This is a genomic window from Microcystis sp. Msp_OC_L_20101000_S702 (genome assembly GCF_007095705.1).
Taxonomy (GTDB): domain Bacteria; phylum Cyanobacteriota; class Cyanobacteriia; order Cyanobacteriales; family Microcystaceae; genus Microcystis; species Microcystis ichthyoblabe_A.
Genome location: NZ_SFBO01000082.1, coordinates 41,224 through 56,991, shown reverse-complemented (window position 1 = coordinate 56,991; position 15,768 = coordinate 41,224). Strand labels below are relative to the sequence as shown.

Annotated in this window: 10 protein-coding genes, 2 pseudogenes and 1 riboswitch; of the genes and pseudogenes, 10 read left to right on the top strand and 2 right to left on the bottom strand. The window is 41.5% G+C overall.

Annotation, left to right across the window (positions count from 1 at the left end; translation table 11 throughout):
- Positions 1-15: 15 nt before the first annotated feature.
- Positions 16-1,440: a PP2C family protein-serine/threonine phosphatase gene (locus EWV60_RS08835; protein WP_069474895.1), complete on the bottom strand. Its 1,425-nt coding sequence runs from the start codon at positions 1,438-1,440 to the stop codon at positions 16-18.
- 206 nt (positions 1,441-1,646) lie between these two features.
- Here EWV60_RS08835 and EWV60_RS08830 point away from each other — a divergent pair, with 206 nt between their 5' ends.
- Entirely contained in the window at positions 1,647-2,297 is a 651-nt protein-coding gene (locus EWV60_RS08830; RefSeq protein WP_002751866.1) for a nitroreductase family protein, read from the top strand.
- Positions 2,298-2,643: 346 nt separating this feature from the next.
- A complete protein-coding gene (locus tag EWV60_RS08825; RefSeq protein WP_287231913.1) occupies positions 2,644-4,653 on the top strand; it encodes a primary-amine oxidase in 2,010 nt (669 codons plus the stop codon).
- A 125-nt stretch (positions 4,654-4,778) separates the two neighbouring features.
- Here EWV60_RS08825 and EWV60_RS08820 read toward each other — a convergent pair whose 3' ends face one another.
- Positions 4,779-7,694 carry a plasmid replication protein, CyRepA1 family gene (locus EWV60_RS08820; RefSeq protein ID WP_287231912.1) on the bottom strand — a complete coding sequence of 972 codons (2,916 nt, stop codon included), beginning with the start codon at positions 7,692-7,694 and terminating at the stop codon, positions 4,779-4,781.
- A 453-nt stretch (positions 7,695-8,147) separates the two neighbouring features.
- On the opposite strand from EWV60_RS08820, the gene EWV60_RS08815 reads away from it, so the two are divergent.
- From EWV60_RS08815 to thiC, 8 genes and pseudogenes are all read left to right on the top strand, one after another.
- Positions 8,148-10,460 carry a ribonucleoside-diphosphate reductase subunit alpha gene (locus EWV60_RS08815; RefSeq protein ID WP_287231910.1) on the top strand — a complete coding sequence of 771 codons (2,313 nt, stop codon included), beginning with the start codon at positions 8,148-8,150 and terminating at the stop codon, positions 10,458-10,460.
- Positions 10,461-10,540: 80 nt separating this feature from the next.
- The gene (locus tag EWV60_RS08810) at positions 10,541-11,017 is read left to right on the top strand and encodes a DUF29 domain-containing protein (protein WP_002777793.1); all 477 of its coding nucleotides are present in this window, start codon (positions 10,541-10,543) and stop codon (positions 11,015-11,017) included.
- A gap of 3 nt (positions 11,018-11,020) precedes the next feature.
- The gene (locus EWV60_RS08805) at positions 11,021-11,473 is read left to right on the top strand and encodes a DUF29 domain-containing protein (RefSeq protein ID WP_024968827.1); all 453 of its coding nucleotides are present in this window, start codon (positions 11,021-11,023) and stop codon (positions 11,471-11,473) included.
- 12 nt (positions 11,474-11,485) lie between these two features.
- A pseudogene (locus EWV60_RS08800) lies at positions 11,486-11,938 on the top strand (DUF29 domain-containing protein).
- An 11-nt stretch (positions 11,939-11,949) separates the two neighbouring features.
- Positions 11,950-12,051: pseudogene (locus EWV60_RS08795) on the top strand (DUF29 family protein); the annotation flags it as partial.
- A 128-nt stretch (positions 12,052-12,179) separates the two neighbouring features.
- Entirely contained in the window at positions 12,180-12,350 is a 171-nt protein-coding gene (locus EWV60_RS08790) for a hypothetical protein (RefSeq protein ID WP_016515827.1), read from the top strand.
- Positions 12,351-12,403: 53 nt separating this feature from the next.
- Positions 12,404-13,825 carry a type I glutamate--ammonia ligase gene (gene glnA, locus EWV60_RS08785; protein WP_002751874.1) on the top strand — a complete coding sequence of 474 codons (1,422 nt, stop codon included), beginning with the start codon at positions 12,404-12,406 and terminating at the stop codon, positions 13,823-13,825.
- A 376-nt stretch (positions 13,826-14,201) separates the two neighbouring features.
- Positions 14,202-14,298, top strand: a riboswitch (TPP riboswitch).
- Between the two features lie 8 nt (positions 14,299-14,306).
- A complete protein-coding gene (gene thiC, locus EWV60_RS08780; RefSeq protein WP_002751876.1) occupies positions 14,307-15,689 on the top strand; it encodes a phosphomethylpyrimidine synthase in 1,383 nt (460 codons plus the stop codon).
- Positions 15,690-15,768 lie beyond the last annotated feature (79 nt).

The window sequence follows — 15,768 nt, the reverse complement described above, 5'->3', positions numbered from 1 at the left end:
CTAGAAACCGATGATTTATTCCTCCGATTTCACTCGCATAACTACTAAAGTCATATCGTCACTACTGTCATTTCCTAACCCAGTAAAAGCGTCCACTTTTCCAAATAAATATTTTAGAATCTGTTCAGGATCGTTGTACTGTTGACAGGCTTCTTTAACTGCCGATAGCCAATTTTTCTGATCAAATCTTTCCCCTTTCGAGTTGACTGCATCGGTAAAGCCATCGGTATAATAGATCAGCGTATCTCCCGCTTCTAATTGCACTTGGGCATCATCATAGATAGAATCGGCCTCTAAACCAACTAATGTCCCTTCCGTGTCAAGAGACTCTAACTCTGCCGTTTTAGCCCGCCACCAGAGGGTGGGATAATGGGCAGCATTACTGTAGCCAAGACGCTGCGTCAGGGGATCATACTCGGAATAAAATAATGTCACGAAACGATGAGAATTATCGAGATCGGCATACATAACCCGATTGAGATGACGCAAAATCTGGGCCGGGGAGTGACGATTTAACACTTCCGCTCGCAACATTCCCCGGGTCATGGTCATCAATAATCCTGCTGGGACACCTTTTCCCATGACATCACCGATGACTATACTCCAAGGAGCGGTACTAGCTTCCCTTTCCGCCTCCGTTGCTGGTTTAAATTGATCGTAGTTGCAGGGGATAAAATCATAATAGTCGCCACCAACGCGATTAGCCGTTTTGCAGTGGGCTGCCAATTCTACCCCCTGAATTTTCGGACATTGCCGGGGTAAAAGACGATTTTGGATTTCGGAAGCGATTTCTAACTCTCGATCCTGACGTTCCTTGGCCCGTAATTCGATCGTTAATTCATTATTAGCTATAGCTACCGCCGTTTGATCGGCCACTAGCTGCAACAGTTTACGACGGGTGGGTGTCCAACCATAATCGGGATCGCGACTGAAAACGTATAAACGTCCCCGCTCACTATTTTTTACCAAAACTGGTGTACTATAAATCTGCGTACCCTGTCCGAGAGTTTGCCGGATTTGATGGTCGAGACTATCGAGAAGCGATCGACTATTTTTATTCTCAAGTGGCGTTTCTTGGTTTAATTGTCGGATAATTGCCTCTAATTGTCGGCGTAGTTCCCCATTAATTTGATTATCTTGGCAATACAGTTGATCAAGCGCCACTTGACCGTTATTTTTACTCAAAATCAACGCCCCTCCCTCCGCGTCTGCCACTCGTGCGGCCATCAAGGGGGTAAGATCGAGGAATTGGTTTAAATTATTGAAACTCCGCAGGGCAAAACCGAGGGAACTTAAGAGATTTTGAACTTTGTTTTGTTCACGATATAAACTGGCGACCAACTCTTTTAAGGCTAAAATTGGCTTAATATCGGCACTTTGATCGCCCATATTGACGGTGGCAGTGGTGAGAGTGTCCCTCGGTTCCGGCTCAGAAAGCATAAAATGATTTTTGTGGCGGTGACATGATTATAGCTAGATGGTCATTGGGTTATGACCTGTTTAAGTTTAACAGTATAGTCGATCTTTTCCTGACTGCCACAATTTAACCCTGATGTTTTACTATTTCTGTTTTTTCACACCTAAGACTGAGGCTGATAGCTTGACCTTATAATAATTAGAAGTATTTAACTTGATCCATTGACTTTATGACCTTGCCTCTCGATGTTCCCACGGCGATTAATCAACGTCGTTCTATTAAAAATTTTACCACCGATCCGATCGCCCCAGAACTGCTGAAAACCCTAGTAGAATTAACCGTTGCCGCACCTAGTAGTTTCAACATCCAAGATTGGCGAATTATTTTAGTACAAGATGAGGCACAAAAGGCCGCTTTAGCCGAGGCCGCTTGGGGACAAAAGCAAATTATCCAAGCACCAGTTACTTTTGTTTTCGCTGCCGATGCTGCCGCAGGAGAAGGAGAGCTAACTCCTATCTATGAACAGGCTCTCAGTACAGGTGCCTGGAGCGAAGGCACGGTAAAATATTTTAAACAGGCAATCCCGGGATTTCAAAAGGATTTGGGCGAAAAAACCCGGGAATACGCGATTAAAGATGCCATGATCGCCGCTACTCATCTGGTTTTAGCTGCCGAAAGTCTCGGTTTATCTAGTTGTTTTCTCAACGGTTGGATCGAGGACAAGGTAAAAGCGGTGATCGGTGCTGCCGATCATCCCGATCTGGCGATCGCTGTTGTCGTTCCCATCGGTTACGCGGCGGAACCTCGGCTTAATCCGGGGCGTTTACCTTTAGATTACAATGTTTTTGTGGATCGCTTGGGTAATCCCTATCAAATCTAAACTCTATTAACTGGATTTAATCTCGTTTTGATCGCTGTTTTGGCCGCTGGTTGAGGAGTTGCTATCGGTTTCGGTTGGCAGGGGTTGGCGTTGCTGATTTGAGATAGGAAGCTTCTGGCAAACTAACTTTTAGATAGGATGGCACGGTTGGCATTCATAGCTTGATTCAGCAACGCCGATTTTTCTAATATTGTATTGTGGCAAAATTAACAATTTGATGTGCATCAAGCTGCGCTAATACAGCCCACATCAATGTTAATTTTTTGAAAAGATATAAGGTTAATTATGACATCCCAGATTATCATGTCTAGGATTGACCATCTTTTAGCCTTATCGAGAGATTTCTATGCTGAAAAAATACTCATGGTGGCGGCCACTGACGATTTTATTTGTAATCAGCTGCGGAGTGATCTTAATTTTGGGGAAAACTTTCGCCCAATCCCCAGCGATTAGCCATCCTCTCGACCCCCTCACAGAAAATGAGATTAAAATGGCGGTAACTGTGGTGAAAAAAGACAAATCCCTGACAGAGTTCGCCAGATTTCCTAATATTTCTTTACAAGAACCCGATAAGCAAACTGTTTTAAACTTTAAAAAAGGAGATGCTATTTCTCGTCAGGCTTTTTTAGTAATTCTGGAACCCAGACTGAATAAAACCTATGAGGCTATTGTCGATACCAAAGCGAGTAAAATTCTCTCATGGCAAGAAGTATCGACGGGGCAACCGCCATTGTTAGATGAAGAATACGAAATTCTCGATCAATTAGCCAAAGCCGATCTTCGTTGGCAAGAAGCTATGAAAAAACGCGGGATTGCTGACTTTGAAAACGTCATCATTGACGGTTGGGCAACTGGGATGATGAGCGAGAAAGAACAAGCATCGGGAAAGCGATTAATTCGCGGAATTACTTACTATAAAGGCAAGGATCGCAGTAATTATTATGGCGCACCAATTGAAGGTTTGTCGGTGACGGTAGATTTAAATAATCGCCAAGTATTTGAAGTGCGAGATACTGGGATTGTACCTTTCTCAAAAGCTAATTTTGATTATGATGAAAAAACCCTTTCACCCCTTCAAAAAGCTCTAAAACCTTTAAGAATTCAACAACTGCAGGGGACAACTTTTCAAATTAGGGGTAACGAAGTTAGCTGGCAAAATTGGAAATTTCGTTATCTCATGCACCCAAGAGAGGGATTAGTTCTTTATCTAGTTACCTACAATGATAAGGGTAAAGATAGAATAATTTTGTATCGTGCAGGACTCTCAGAAATGCTAGTTCCCTACTCCGATACCTCGCGAGAATGGGCGGTTCGTAGTGCTTTTGATGTGGGAGAATATCGTTTTGGTTGGCTATCTACTCCCTTGGATAAAGGTAATGATGTTCCCGAAAATACTGTCTTGTTAAATGCCTTGTTTGCTGATGATAATGGGGAACCTTATCTCGGGGAAAATCTCATCGGTATTTACGAAAAAGATGCGGGAATTCTCTGGCGACATTATGATTTTAACACAGAAACTTTTGAAGGTCGTCGCGCCCGTCAATTAGTGGTTAATACCGTGGCTGCTATCGGTAATTATGACTATGGAATTAACTGGATTTTTCACGAAGATGGTACTTTAGAACAGCGCAGCGATTTAACGGGAATTATGTTAGCTAAAGCGACTCCTGATCTCACTAATGCTCATAATCATGGCGATCAATTTGGAACATTAGTAGCGGCAAATGTGGAAGCGATTAATCATCAGCACTTCTTAAATTTTCGTCTTGATTTCGATGTGGATGGGGTTAAAAATTCTGTTACTGAAATGAAGGTTTCTACTCTATCACCAGAAAAGAATCCCTTTGGTAATGCCTTCACTATGTCCCAAAGACAGCTTCAGAAAGAATCGGAGGCAATTCGTGATGTGAATTTAGCTGAAAGTCGCGCTTGGATGGTAATGAATAAGAATCAGAAAAACTCCCTAGGAATGCCGACAAGTTATATGTTAATGCCATCGGCAAATTCAATTTATTATCCCAATTTCCAAGCGGATTCTCGTCAACGGGGTGAATTTGCTACCCATCATTTTTGGGCAACTCGTTACAAAGCGAACGAGCTTTATGCAGCGGGAGATTATCCCAATCAAGGCAAAAAAGGCCGAGGTTTACCGCAATATACTGCTGATAATGAATCTCTCGACAATGAGGATTTAGTCGTCTGGTACACCTACGGTGTTACCCATATTCCTCGTCCCGAAGAATGGCCGATTATGACCGTACATCCGGCTGGTTTTAAGATTATGTCTTGGGGTTTCTTTGACCAAAATCCTGTTTTGAATGTACCGAAAAATAACCTAGAGGATTCTTTAAATTAATTATCGAAAAAACTGGGTCTAAAACCTTGTCTTTTAAGTCGAAAAGTTTTTGGAGCGGGGTATAAATCCCCGTTACAAAAACGGAATCCTGCCTTGGTTAATTGTATAACAAGTCCCTAAGAACCTTATTCATACCAAAACTCGGAACTTCCCGCACATTTTTCGTCTCTAAATAACCATTGTTGAAACACTTGTTCTCTACCGTCATAAGGTGCAACAATCTGATAAACTTTTAGAGATTTTTTAGCAATTCTCTGGCTGCCCTTGTCGGTTAATTCATAACCTAACAAGTTTAAAAAATTACGAATAATCGTCAGAGGACGGGAAGTATTAGCGAGGTTAATCTTGGTGATAGTTTTAATCTCGTTACGGTTTTTAATGGCAATTCCCGCCATTTTTTGTAAATCGGCATCATGATTATTTAATTCTCTTTCAGGATTAGCTAATAATACGGGAATTCCCAACAATTCTAACGTCCCGATAATCACTCCTAATTGACTACTATTAAAATCGGGAATAAATAAACTTCCGTGACCTGATTCTATCAGTTTACGCGCAATTAAAGCATCTCGATCACACAAAAATTGTCGCCCAATTGTCAAAAAGTAATGTAAGCGTAGTTCTTGATACCATCCTTGATCATCTTTAATTACTAATTGTGGTGTGACGGGGATTCCATAGCGTTTGTATAGGTCATATTTCCTGATAATTCTCCTTTCTTTTACTGACTTAACTAACTGTTTTTTTAGCAGACGACACTCTGATTCCGTTATCTCGGCTGCGCTGGCAATCGCATCACATTCAGAACGATAATTATGTTCCATAATTTCTTCAATTGCTTCCGTTAACTGATTAGTTATGTCTAGTTCTTCTTCCTGATTTCGTTCTTTAATTCTATGACCTTCTGCTTGTAAAATCCCTAGAATTGACTGACGATAATTAAGCATATAAGCATTGACTCTTACGGCCATTTTTGCCCAACAGAGGAGAGATTCCGCTTGAAAAGTTGTATCTAAATCCTCCAGAGATTCTAAATCTGATTGGTGTAGTAAGCGAATATTAACCTCGGTTAATCGGTGTCCAGAGGTGAGAAGTTTGGGGATAGAAGTGGATCCATTGCCCACCTGATTAAATCCGTACACTGCTGACCAAATATAACGAGGAATATTCTCTCTAATTCTTCCTAAAAATTGAGCGATAGAAGTGGGATTCTGAATTCCCTGTGCTAAACACCAAACCGAGGAAAAGTGTTGCTGAATATCAATACTAATTCCCGTTTCGATCGCGGGACTAGCTAGAACTATATCATAGTTAAGTAACAACTGATTTAAATTGCCAATCGCTTGATAGGCAGCGTGACTAGAATCTTGCAATGACTCTGAGTCTATCCGCAGAACTTTCTTATGAGGAAATTGCTTTTTTAGATAAGATTCTAGGGTAATTGTTCCCCATTTGCTGGTTAATTTTTGTGCTGATAGACAAACAAAGGGTTTTCCTCCGTCTTTAATATGTTTGACCAAATCATTAACTAGCCGTTGGGGAGTATTATCGGAGTAGTTATAAACTCGCCAAGCTTCTTGATAACTAGGTTTCCACTCGTTACTAATCAAGAAAGTTTCTAGTTTAATTGCAGCTAAAGAAGTTAAATAATCTAGGGAAATATCACTTAAATCAGCATCAGCGACTAGGACTTTACCCCCACTGCTGACCACAGTTTGCAGCAAGGACTTTAGGGATTTTAAAATTGCCACACGATTAGTTTTACAAGTATCCCCATTTAACCCATGCCATAGAACCTGTTCGATCTCATCGATAATAATGATAGCTCCTTGGCAATCTTCTGCTTTAAATTTAGCTTGTGATTGGGGATGGAGAGAGTCAATACATAAACCATAACCGTAAATTTGTGCCGCAGGATTATCTCTAATTTTGCTGATATAGTTTAAACCAAAGCGTTGACACAACTCCTCTACCAGTTTCACCCGATGACCAATAACTAAAACTTTTTGTTGATTGGCAATAGCTTGTTTAACTATCTTGGCTAAAAACTCAGTTTTTCCCGTACCTTTAGCCGATTTAATCGCTATTAACTGCGCTGATGTAGGAACAGAAATATCTGGCAAGTAACGGCTATTTAACTCTAGATGAGGTGGGAGAGTTAAACTATTTAAACTTGCTGCCTTCCAAATCTCCCAAGAGGTAGCTTTTTGATAGACTTGTTTAAAGTAATCTTCTCCTCGATTGATTAGTAAATCATCCACTCCTTTACCGTCAGCAGCATCCCAAGTAACCACCTTTACCTCACAGTTAGCCTGGGTGAATAGATAACCCATTCTCTGTAAAGCTAAATTAACCGCTTGCTGGGTTTTCGGTTTAGTTTCTTGGTCGAAAACTAGATAAATCTTTCGTCCGGAATTAGCTAATTTTTCTAGCTGCGGAATTAGATGAGATTTACCGATTCTCCTACCTAGTTCGTCCTTGGGAGTACGATAACCATTGTGAATCCCGGGTAAAGCAATTGTCACATAACCTGCTGTTAGTAATGCCCCCGCTTTTTTCGCTCCTTCCGTAAGACAAATAGGTATCTCTGGATGTTTGATTACCCAGGACCAAAAACCGAGATCCTCTTGCTTATTATCCACTTCTTCAGTTAAAATATTAATACTGATATGGTGGGCTACTTTTTGCCAAATTTTCAGGGGAACCCGCAAAGCAAAGACTCCCGTGGGGGTTTGGGGAGGATGTTCGTACTTAATCGGTTTAGCATTATCGAAGCTTAAACGGGGAAAATCGGGCTTAAAACAGCCCCAAGAGTCATAATTGCCCGTTAGTAAGTCAATTCCTGAACACCACCAACCGCCTTGACTGGTATGTTCATAACGCTTGAGAATACTATCCCTAACTCTGCCATCATTGCGTCGCGGTAATTCTTGGGAGTAGAGTAGGTATTCACTGGGAGATAGCCCCGCTAAACTGGTGACATTGAGAGCGATTAACTCCGCATCCACCCCGCTACCACGCCATTCTTCTAAATATTTCATCCTTGTCCTCTACTGGCTAGACGCTATATATAGCGTTTTGTCCTATTATTCTAGCGGTAAGCCACTAAATAGCGAAAAGAGAAATTTTACTCTCTCAGAGGTTCTCAGAGGAAATTTGACTTTTAATCCACTCTTGTCTTAAATTATCGAAAAGTTAAGAACAAATAAAATCTCACCATAACCTCCTCAGCAGTCAGTCTGTTTTGCTATCAAAGAAAAAGCTTTTTGTCAAGCATACAAAAGAACCACTTTGAGAGAGAATCGAGAATTTTTTCCAGAAAATGTCATCCAAAACACGGTTTTTAGGGAACAAAATAATCCTGGTTATACCACATATAGAGTGATAAAATTATTTAACACGCTAGATGTTGTGTTTTCCCAGAAAATCTGATAGAATGCTCTAGTACAAATAGATTAATTTGTCAAGTTTTTTAACGCCGCAATTTCCCAATTATGCAATCGAAGCCCTTGACTACTGCCGTCTCCATTCACAAAAATAACGAAGTAATACCCTTTCGTTCTACCCCTTTAGCTAATATGGGCAGCCATGGAATTAGAGTGATTCGGCGCGATGGTTCCACCACCAGCTTAAATATCGGCAAAATTCGCGACGTGGTAGAGTGGGCTTGTGAAGGTAAAAAAGTCAATTCTATTGCCTTAGAAGCGGGTTTAACCACACGCCTGCGGGATGGGATTACCACTAGGGAAATACAGGATAATTTAATCAATTGCGCCCTAGAAATGTGTAGTCCCGAGGAACCGGATTGGCGCTATGTGGCGGGAAGATTGCATATTTGGAGTCTTTGGAAAGATACCTTAGTCGCCCGGGGTTATCAGTACGGAAATTACGAGAAAACCGTCAAAACTCAAGTTAAAAATCGCCTGTACGACGAAAGAATTCTCATCTATTCCGAGGCAGAATTAAAAGAAGCCGGTTCTTGGATTAATCCCGATTGGGATATCGATTATGATTACGCTGGGGCATTGTTAATCACTAGCCGTTATTTACTCAAAAATGAGTTACCCCAAGAGGCATTATTAACCTGTTCCTTACTGCTTGCCACTGTGGAAGAGCCGGCTAATAGACTCCCCTGGGCTAAGAAATTTTATCAAGCAATTGCTCAAAGAAAAATCTCTCTTGCTACCCCAATTTTAGCCAATTTACGCACACCCAAAGGTTCCCTAACCAGTTGTTTTATACTTTCCATTGATGACAGTTTAGAAAGCATTTTCAGCGAGATTACTAATGCTGCCCGCATCTCCAAAAATGGTGGCGGTGTCGGGGTGAATGTGAGTAGAATTCGCTCCACTGGTAGCTGGGTAATGGGGAAAGCTAATGCTTCTGGGGGGATTATTCCTTGGATTAAATTACTCAACGATACAGCTATTGCAGTAAATCAGGGGGGAAGACGCGCCGGGGCAGTAACTATCGGTGTTGACATCTGGCATTTAGATGTGCCAGAATTTCTGGAAATGCAAACAGAAAACGGTGATCAAAGACGCAAAGCTTATGATGTTTTTCCCCAATTAGTTATCACCGATGAATTTATGCGTCGGGTGATAACTAAAGCCGAGTGGACATTAGTAGATCCCTACGAAGTTCGCACAAAATTAGGTATAGAATTAGCGGAACTATGGGGGGAAGAATTCGAAGAGGCTTATCGTTTAGTAGAGGCTAATTTAGATAAAGAGGTTCTCCTCTATAAAAAAATCAATGCCCGGGACTTATTTAAAAGTATCATGCGTTCCCAAGTAGAAACAGGAATGCCCTACATTGCCTTCAAAGATACCATCAATCGCGCTAATCCTAATAAACACGATGGCTATATCCCCGGTGTAAATTTATGCACGGAGAGTTTCTCGAATGTCACCCCGGATAAAACTGCCCATTGCTGTAATTTAGTTAGCCTTAATTTAGCCAACATCGACAAGGAAGAAATCGAGTCTAATTGTCAAATCGCTGTCAGAATTCTCGACAATACTATCGATATCACTAACCCTCCCTTTGATAATGCTAAAAACCACAACGATAAATATCGCACTATTGGGGTAGGGGCGATGGGATTGGCTGACTGGTTAGCTAAACGGAAATTATCCTACAATAACCTGTCAGAAATTAGTAATTTATTTGAAGAAATTGGCTATTGGTGTACCTATTCCTCGATGGAATTAGCCAAAGAACGCGGCGCTTATCAAGCTTTCTTGGGTAGCGAATGGAGTCAAGGTAAATTAATCGGTGCCAAACCAGTGGAATGGTTTTTAAATAACGCAGTGCAACCGCAAAGATGGCAACAATTAGCCGAAGATATTCAACGATTTGGCATCCGTAATTCCCATATTACCGCCATTGCTCCTAATACTTCCTCCAGTTTGGTACAGGGATGTACCGCTAGTGTTTTGCCGGTTTATAGTCGCTTTTTCTACGATAAATGGGCAAAGGGAACCGTTCCCATCGCACCACCTTTTATTGAAGAAGCTTTCTGGTTTTATCCAGAGAATAAAAATCTCGAACAGCAGCAGGTGGTAAAAGCGATCGCTACTATGCAAGAATGGATCGATACGGGGATTTCTATGGAGTTATTATTCAACCTCAATGAAGGGGTTTACTTTCCCGCAGAACCTAACCGTTGTCTCACTGCTAAAGATATCTTTGATACTCTAATCATGGCGTGGGAATTGGGGTGTAAAGCGATTTATTATGTCCGCACCGTACAAAAGGACAATTTTCGAGAGTCTGATGATAGTTGTTCTAGTTGCGCTAATTAAAGTTAACTTGGGTGGGCAATGCCCACCTTAATTTTTTTATATAATTTAAAGTGAGTTTTATTGATCACCTAATCACAGCTATGGATAAGACTTTATACGAACAGGATTACTATCTCTGGTTAGAGAAAACCATATCTTTACTAGAAAATCGTCAGTTTTCTGAGTTGGATTTAGAAAATTTAATTGAAGAAATAAAAGATATGTCCAGAAGAGAACGTCAGAAGTTAGAGAGTTTACTAACTAAACTCTTGGAACATTTACTTAAATTAACTTATTGGCAATCTAAGCGCGATTACAATAAAAACAAGTGGCGACGGGAGATTTTAAATTTTCGCATTCAAATAAAAAGAATTATTAGCAACAAAAAGGATGGAAACTATAATACAAACTTAGTATCTTATCTCACCGAGATTCTCGATCAATGTTACGAGGATGCTTGCCATCTATTTGTCGAAGGTTCTGGCATCGATAAAAGACTTTTAAGTGCTACACCTATTGGATCAATCAACCAAATTTTAGATGAAAATTGGTTTCCTGAGTTTCTCGGAGAGGATTAAGCAATGAAGAGTGATTTATACGAACAGGATTACTATCTCTGGATAGAGAAAACCATATCTTTACTAGAAAATCGCCAGTTTTCTGATTTGGATTTAGATAATCTCATCGAGGAGATTAGCGACATGGGCAAAAGTCAACGACAAAGCTTAAAGAGTTATTTAACTCGCTTATTAGAACATTTGCTGAAACTAGCTTACTGGCAATCAGAATTAGAATATAATCAAAGAGGATGGAAAAATGAAATTAGGAATTTTCGCCTAGGAATTCAACAAATTATTGAAGACAGTCCCAGTTTAAAGTCCTATCTATCGGAAATTTTCTTGCCCTGTTATCAAAATGCTCGTAAATTATTTTTGGATCTATCGGGAATGGCTGAAAATTTGGTCAGTTTAGCTCCAATTTGCACTATAGAACAGGCGTTAAATGAGGATTGGTTTCCTGAAATATCAAAATAATGGGGGATAATTATGGAAAAGAACTTATACGAACAGGATTACTATCTCTGGTTAGATAAAACCATTAATTTACTGGAAAATAATCAGTTTTCTGATTTGGATTTAGAGAATTTAATTGAAGAAATTAGCAGCATTGGTAAAAGTGAGAAACGAAGTTTAGAAAGTTATTTAACTCGCTTATTAGAACATTTGCTAAAACTGGTTTACTGGCAGTCGTAATTAGAATATAATCAAAGAGGATGGAAAAATGAAATTAGGAATTTTCGTCGTGCCATAAAAAAAATTATTGCCGATAGTCCTAGTTTACAGCCTTATCTGATTGAAATTTTTAACAACTCTTTTCAAGAAGCTCGTATTTCTTTTATCGAATTATCGGGAATGGCTGAAAATTTGGTCAGTTTAGCTCCAATTTGTACTATAGAACAGGCGTTAAATGAGGATTGGTTTCCTGAAATATCAAAATAATGGGAATAATTATGGAAACGAACTTATACGAACATGATTACTATCTCTGGATAAAGAAAACCATATCTTTACTAGAAAATCACCAGTTTTCTGAGGAGGTTCAAAGACTGATCGGGTTCCAATTATTTTTATTAATAAATACTTTACACACTTCCTACCAGGTAAGCAAGAGGGCTACGCCACTACTACCAAATCATTACCCTGGAAGCTTTTCAGTGAGCAGAAAATCTCCAGACGGCCAATGTTTGCACAAACGAACCTCCTTGAGGTGTGGCAAGAGGCAGTAGAAGCTGATAGGCAAATCGCCATTCCGGGCGATTACCGAACTCAACAAGAAAATTACAGATTTTTTCAAGCTAGGATCAAAGATTTTGTATCGAAAAATACAAAACTGGACAAAGTGACTGTTTAGGATGGGTTTTTTGAGAAGCTTAAGAACCGATCCATACGTCAAAGGAGTTTTCCATGCCCGAAACGCCACAAGAAGTCTTGAAAATGATTCAGGACAACAATATTAAGATTATTGACCTAAAATTTATTGATATGCCCGGTATCTGGCAACACTGCTCGTTCTACTACGACCAAATCGATGAAAGCTCTTTCAGCGATGGTGTTGCCTTCGATGGTTCCAGTATTCGCGGTTGGAAAGCAATTAACGAATCCGATATGGCCATGGTTCCCGATCCTACCACCGCTTGGATCGATCCCTTCTACAAGGAACCCACCCTAAGCATGATCTGTAGCATCAAAGAACCAAGAACCGGTGAATGGTATAGCCGTGATCCTCGCTCTATTGCTCAGAAAGCGATCGATTATCTGAGCAGTACCGGTTTAGGTGATACTGTATTTTTTGGACCAGAAGCAGAATTTTTCCTCTTTGATAGCGCTCGTTTCGACCAAACCGCCAACTCCGGCTATTACTACATGGATAGTGTCGAAGGTCGTTGGAATAGCGGTAAAGACGAAAAAGACGGAAATCTTGCCTATAAACCCGCCTACAAACAGGGTTATTTCCCCGTTAGTCCCACCGATACCTCTCAAGATATCCGCACGGAAATGCTCTTAACCATGGCCGACTGCGGAGTTCCCATCGAAAAACATCACCATGAAGTCGCTACTGGTGGTCAAAACGAGTTAGGGATTAAATTCTCTACCCTAGTACGGGCCGCCGACTACTTGATGACCTACAAATACTGCATTAAGAACGTGGCTAAGAAATACGGTAAAACCGTCACCTTTATGCCTAAACCCATCTTTGGCGATAATGGTTCCGGGATGCACGTTCACCAGTCTATCTGGAAAGATGGTCAACCCCTGTTCGCTGGGGATAAATACGCCGGACTCAGCCAAATGGCACTGTACTATATCGGTGGTTTGCTTAGACACGCTCCCGCACTCTTAGCTTTAACTAACCCCACCACCAACTCCTACAAGCGTCTCGTCCCCGGTTTTGAGGCCCCGGTAAACCTGGCCTACTCCCAAGGTAATCGCTCCGCTTCGATTCGGATTCCTTTATCGGGAAGCAACCCGAAAGCTAAACGTTTAGAATTCCGTTGTCCTGATGCGACTTCTAATCCCTACCTCGCTTTTGCAGCTATGCTCTGTGCTGGTATCGATGGGATTAAAAATCAAATTGAACCGGGAGAACCTCTCGATGTGGATATCTATGAACTCAGTCCCGAAGAATTGTCAAAAATACCCTCTACCCCCGGTTCTCTAGAAGCAGCACTAGAAAGTCTCGAAAAAGATCACGCTTTTTTGACCGATTCTGGTGTTTTTACCGAAGACTTTATCAAAAACTGGATCACCTACAAACTCGATAACGAAGTTAACCCGATGCGCTTACGTCCCCACCCCTACGAGTTCTCTCTCTACTACGATGTCTAAGGTTTGATTGATAATTAATCCTAGGGTAGGCTTTTGCCTGCCCCTTTTTTTCGGAATCAGCAAGGGAGTGGGGAAGTGGGAAGTTTTTTGCCGTGAACAGTAAACAGTAAACAGTAATCAGTGAACTGAAAACTCGGATCTTCTCGACTTTGTGTGATAATTTTTGCTTATGAAATCGTGAAATGTTTACTGGGAAAGACTTTTAGGACTATTTTGTTAAATAAACTATCAGTATAGACCTCGTTTCCACACAGAAACCAGAAGAGCCAAAACTCACATCTGATAACTGATAACTGATAACTGATAACTGATAACCGCCTAATCAAACAACAATCTTAAGCTTGATCTCCTCAGTGGTCAACAGTGATACAATTGCCGTCATAGCTAGGGGTGTCTGAGGCAATCAGGCTGAGAAAGACCCTTAGAACCTGAGACTGGGTAATTCCAGCGTAGGGAAGCTGTTTACAGAGGAAATAAAATTATGAGACAAGAATGGGTTGCCCCCCGGCGCGGACAAGCAAATGTATCGCAAATGCACTACGCCCGTCAGGGGATAATTACCGAAGAGATGACGTATGTGGCAAAACGGGAAAATCTCTCTCCCGAATTGATTCGCAGCGAAATCGCCCGAGGAAGACTGATTATTCCCGCTAATATCAATCACCTCAACCTCGAACCCATGGCGATCGGTATTGCTTCTAAGTGTAAAGTTAATGCTAATATCGGGGCTTCCCCTAACTCCTCGAATATTAACGAAGAACTGGAAAAATTACACCTAGCGGTCAAATACGGCGCGGATACGGTGATGGATCTTTCCACCGGTGGCGGTAATTTGGACGAAATTCGCACCGCGATTATCAATGCTTCTCCTGTCCCCATCGGTACTGTACCCATCTATCAAGCGGTGGAAAGTGTTCACGGCAATATTGAAAAACTCACCCCCGAAGATTTCCTCCATATTATCGAAAAACACGCCGGGCAAGGGGTGGATTACATGACGATTCACGCGGGAATCCTCATCGAACACCTGCCCTTAGTCAAAACCCGTCTGACCGGGATTGTCTCCCGGGGGGGTGGTATTATTGCTAAGTGGATGTTACACCACCACAAGCAAAATCCTCTCTATACCCATTTCGACGAAATTATCGAGATTTTCAAGCGTTATGACGTTTCTTTTAGTCTCGGTGACTCCCTACGTCCCGGTTGTACCCACGATGCTTCCGATGCAGCCCAATTAGCGGAATTGAAAACCCTCGGCCAACTAACGCGTCGCGCTTGGGAACACGATGTACAGGTGATGGTGGAAGGACCGGGCCATGTTCCCATGGACCAAATTGAATTTAATGTGAAAAAACAAATGGAGGAGTGTAGCGAAGCACCTTTCTATGTTCTCGGTCCCCTTGTCACCGATATTGCCCCCGGATACGATCATATCACTTCGGCGATCGGGGCGGCTCTGGCGGGTTGGTACGGGACGGCGATGTTATGTTATGTCACCCCGAAAGAACATCTCGGTTTACCCAACGCTGAAGATGTGCGAAATGGCTTAATTGCCTACAAAATAGCGGCTCATGCGGCAGATATCGCCCGTCATCGTCCCGGGGCGCGGGATCGTGACGACGAACTCTCCATCGCTCGTTATAATTTCGATTGGAATCGTCAATTTCAGTTATCCTTGGATCCCGATCGCGCTAAGGAATACCACGATGAGACTTTACCCGCAGATATCTATAAGACTGCGGAGTTTTGTTCGATGTGTGGACCGAAATTCTGTCCGATGCAAACTAAAGTCGATGCCGATGCAATTACGGAATTAGAGAAGTTTCTCGCTAGTCAGAATCAAGACAATTTAACCCCGGTTTAAAGGGGAGTTATGGGAAGGGCTGATTTGATTTCAGCCCTATTCCTAGGATAGAAGTCAAAATTATGGGAATAGCCGCCAT

What these genes read in the sequence shown, in the direction of transcription:
- EWV60_RS08835 (WP_069474895.1), bottom strand. Translation starts at nt 1,440, where the DNA reads ATGCTTTCTGAGCCGGAACCGAGGGACACTCTCACCACTGCCACCGTC.
- EWV60_RS08830 (WP_002751866.1), top strand. Translation starts at nt 1,647, where the DNA reads ATGACCTTGCCTCTCGATGTTCCCACGGCGATTAATCAACGTCGTTCT.
- EWV60_RS08825 (WP_287231913.1), top strand. Translation starts at nt 2,644, where the DNA reads ATGCTGAAAAAATACTCATGGTGGCGGCCACTGACGATTTTATTTGTA.
- EWV60_RS08820 (WP_287231912.1), bottom strand. Translation starts at nt 7,694, where the DNA reads ATGAAATATTTAGAAGAATGGCGTGGTAGCGGGGTGGATGCGGAGTTA.
- EWV60_RS08815 (WP_287231910.1), top strand. Translation starts at nt 8,148, where the DNA reads ATGCAATCGAAGCCCTTGACTACTGCCGTCTCCATTCACAAAAATAAC.
- EWV60_RS08810 (WP_002777793.1), top strand. Translation starts at nt 10,541, where the DNA reads ATGGATAAGACTTTATACGAACAGGATTACTATCTCTGGTTAGAGAAA.
- EWV60_RS08805 (WP_024968827.1), top strand. Translation starts at nt 11,021, where the DNA reads ATGAAGAGTGATTTATACGAACAGGATTACTATCTCTGGATAGAGAAA.
- EWV60_RS08790 (WP_016515827.1), top strand. Translation starts at nt 12,180, where the DNA reads ATGTTTGCACAAACGAACCTCCTTGAGGTGTGGCAAGAGGCAGTAGAA.
- glnA (WP_002751874.1), top strand. Translation starts at nt 12,404, where the DNA reads ATGCCCGAAACGCCACAAGAAGTCTTGAAAATGATTCAGGACAACAAT.
- thiC (WP_002751876.1), top strand. Translation starts at nt 14,307, where the DNA reads ATGAGACAAGAATGGGTTGCCCCCCGGCGCGGACAAGCAAATGTATCG.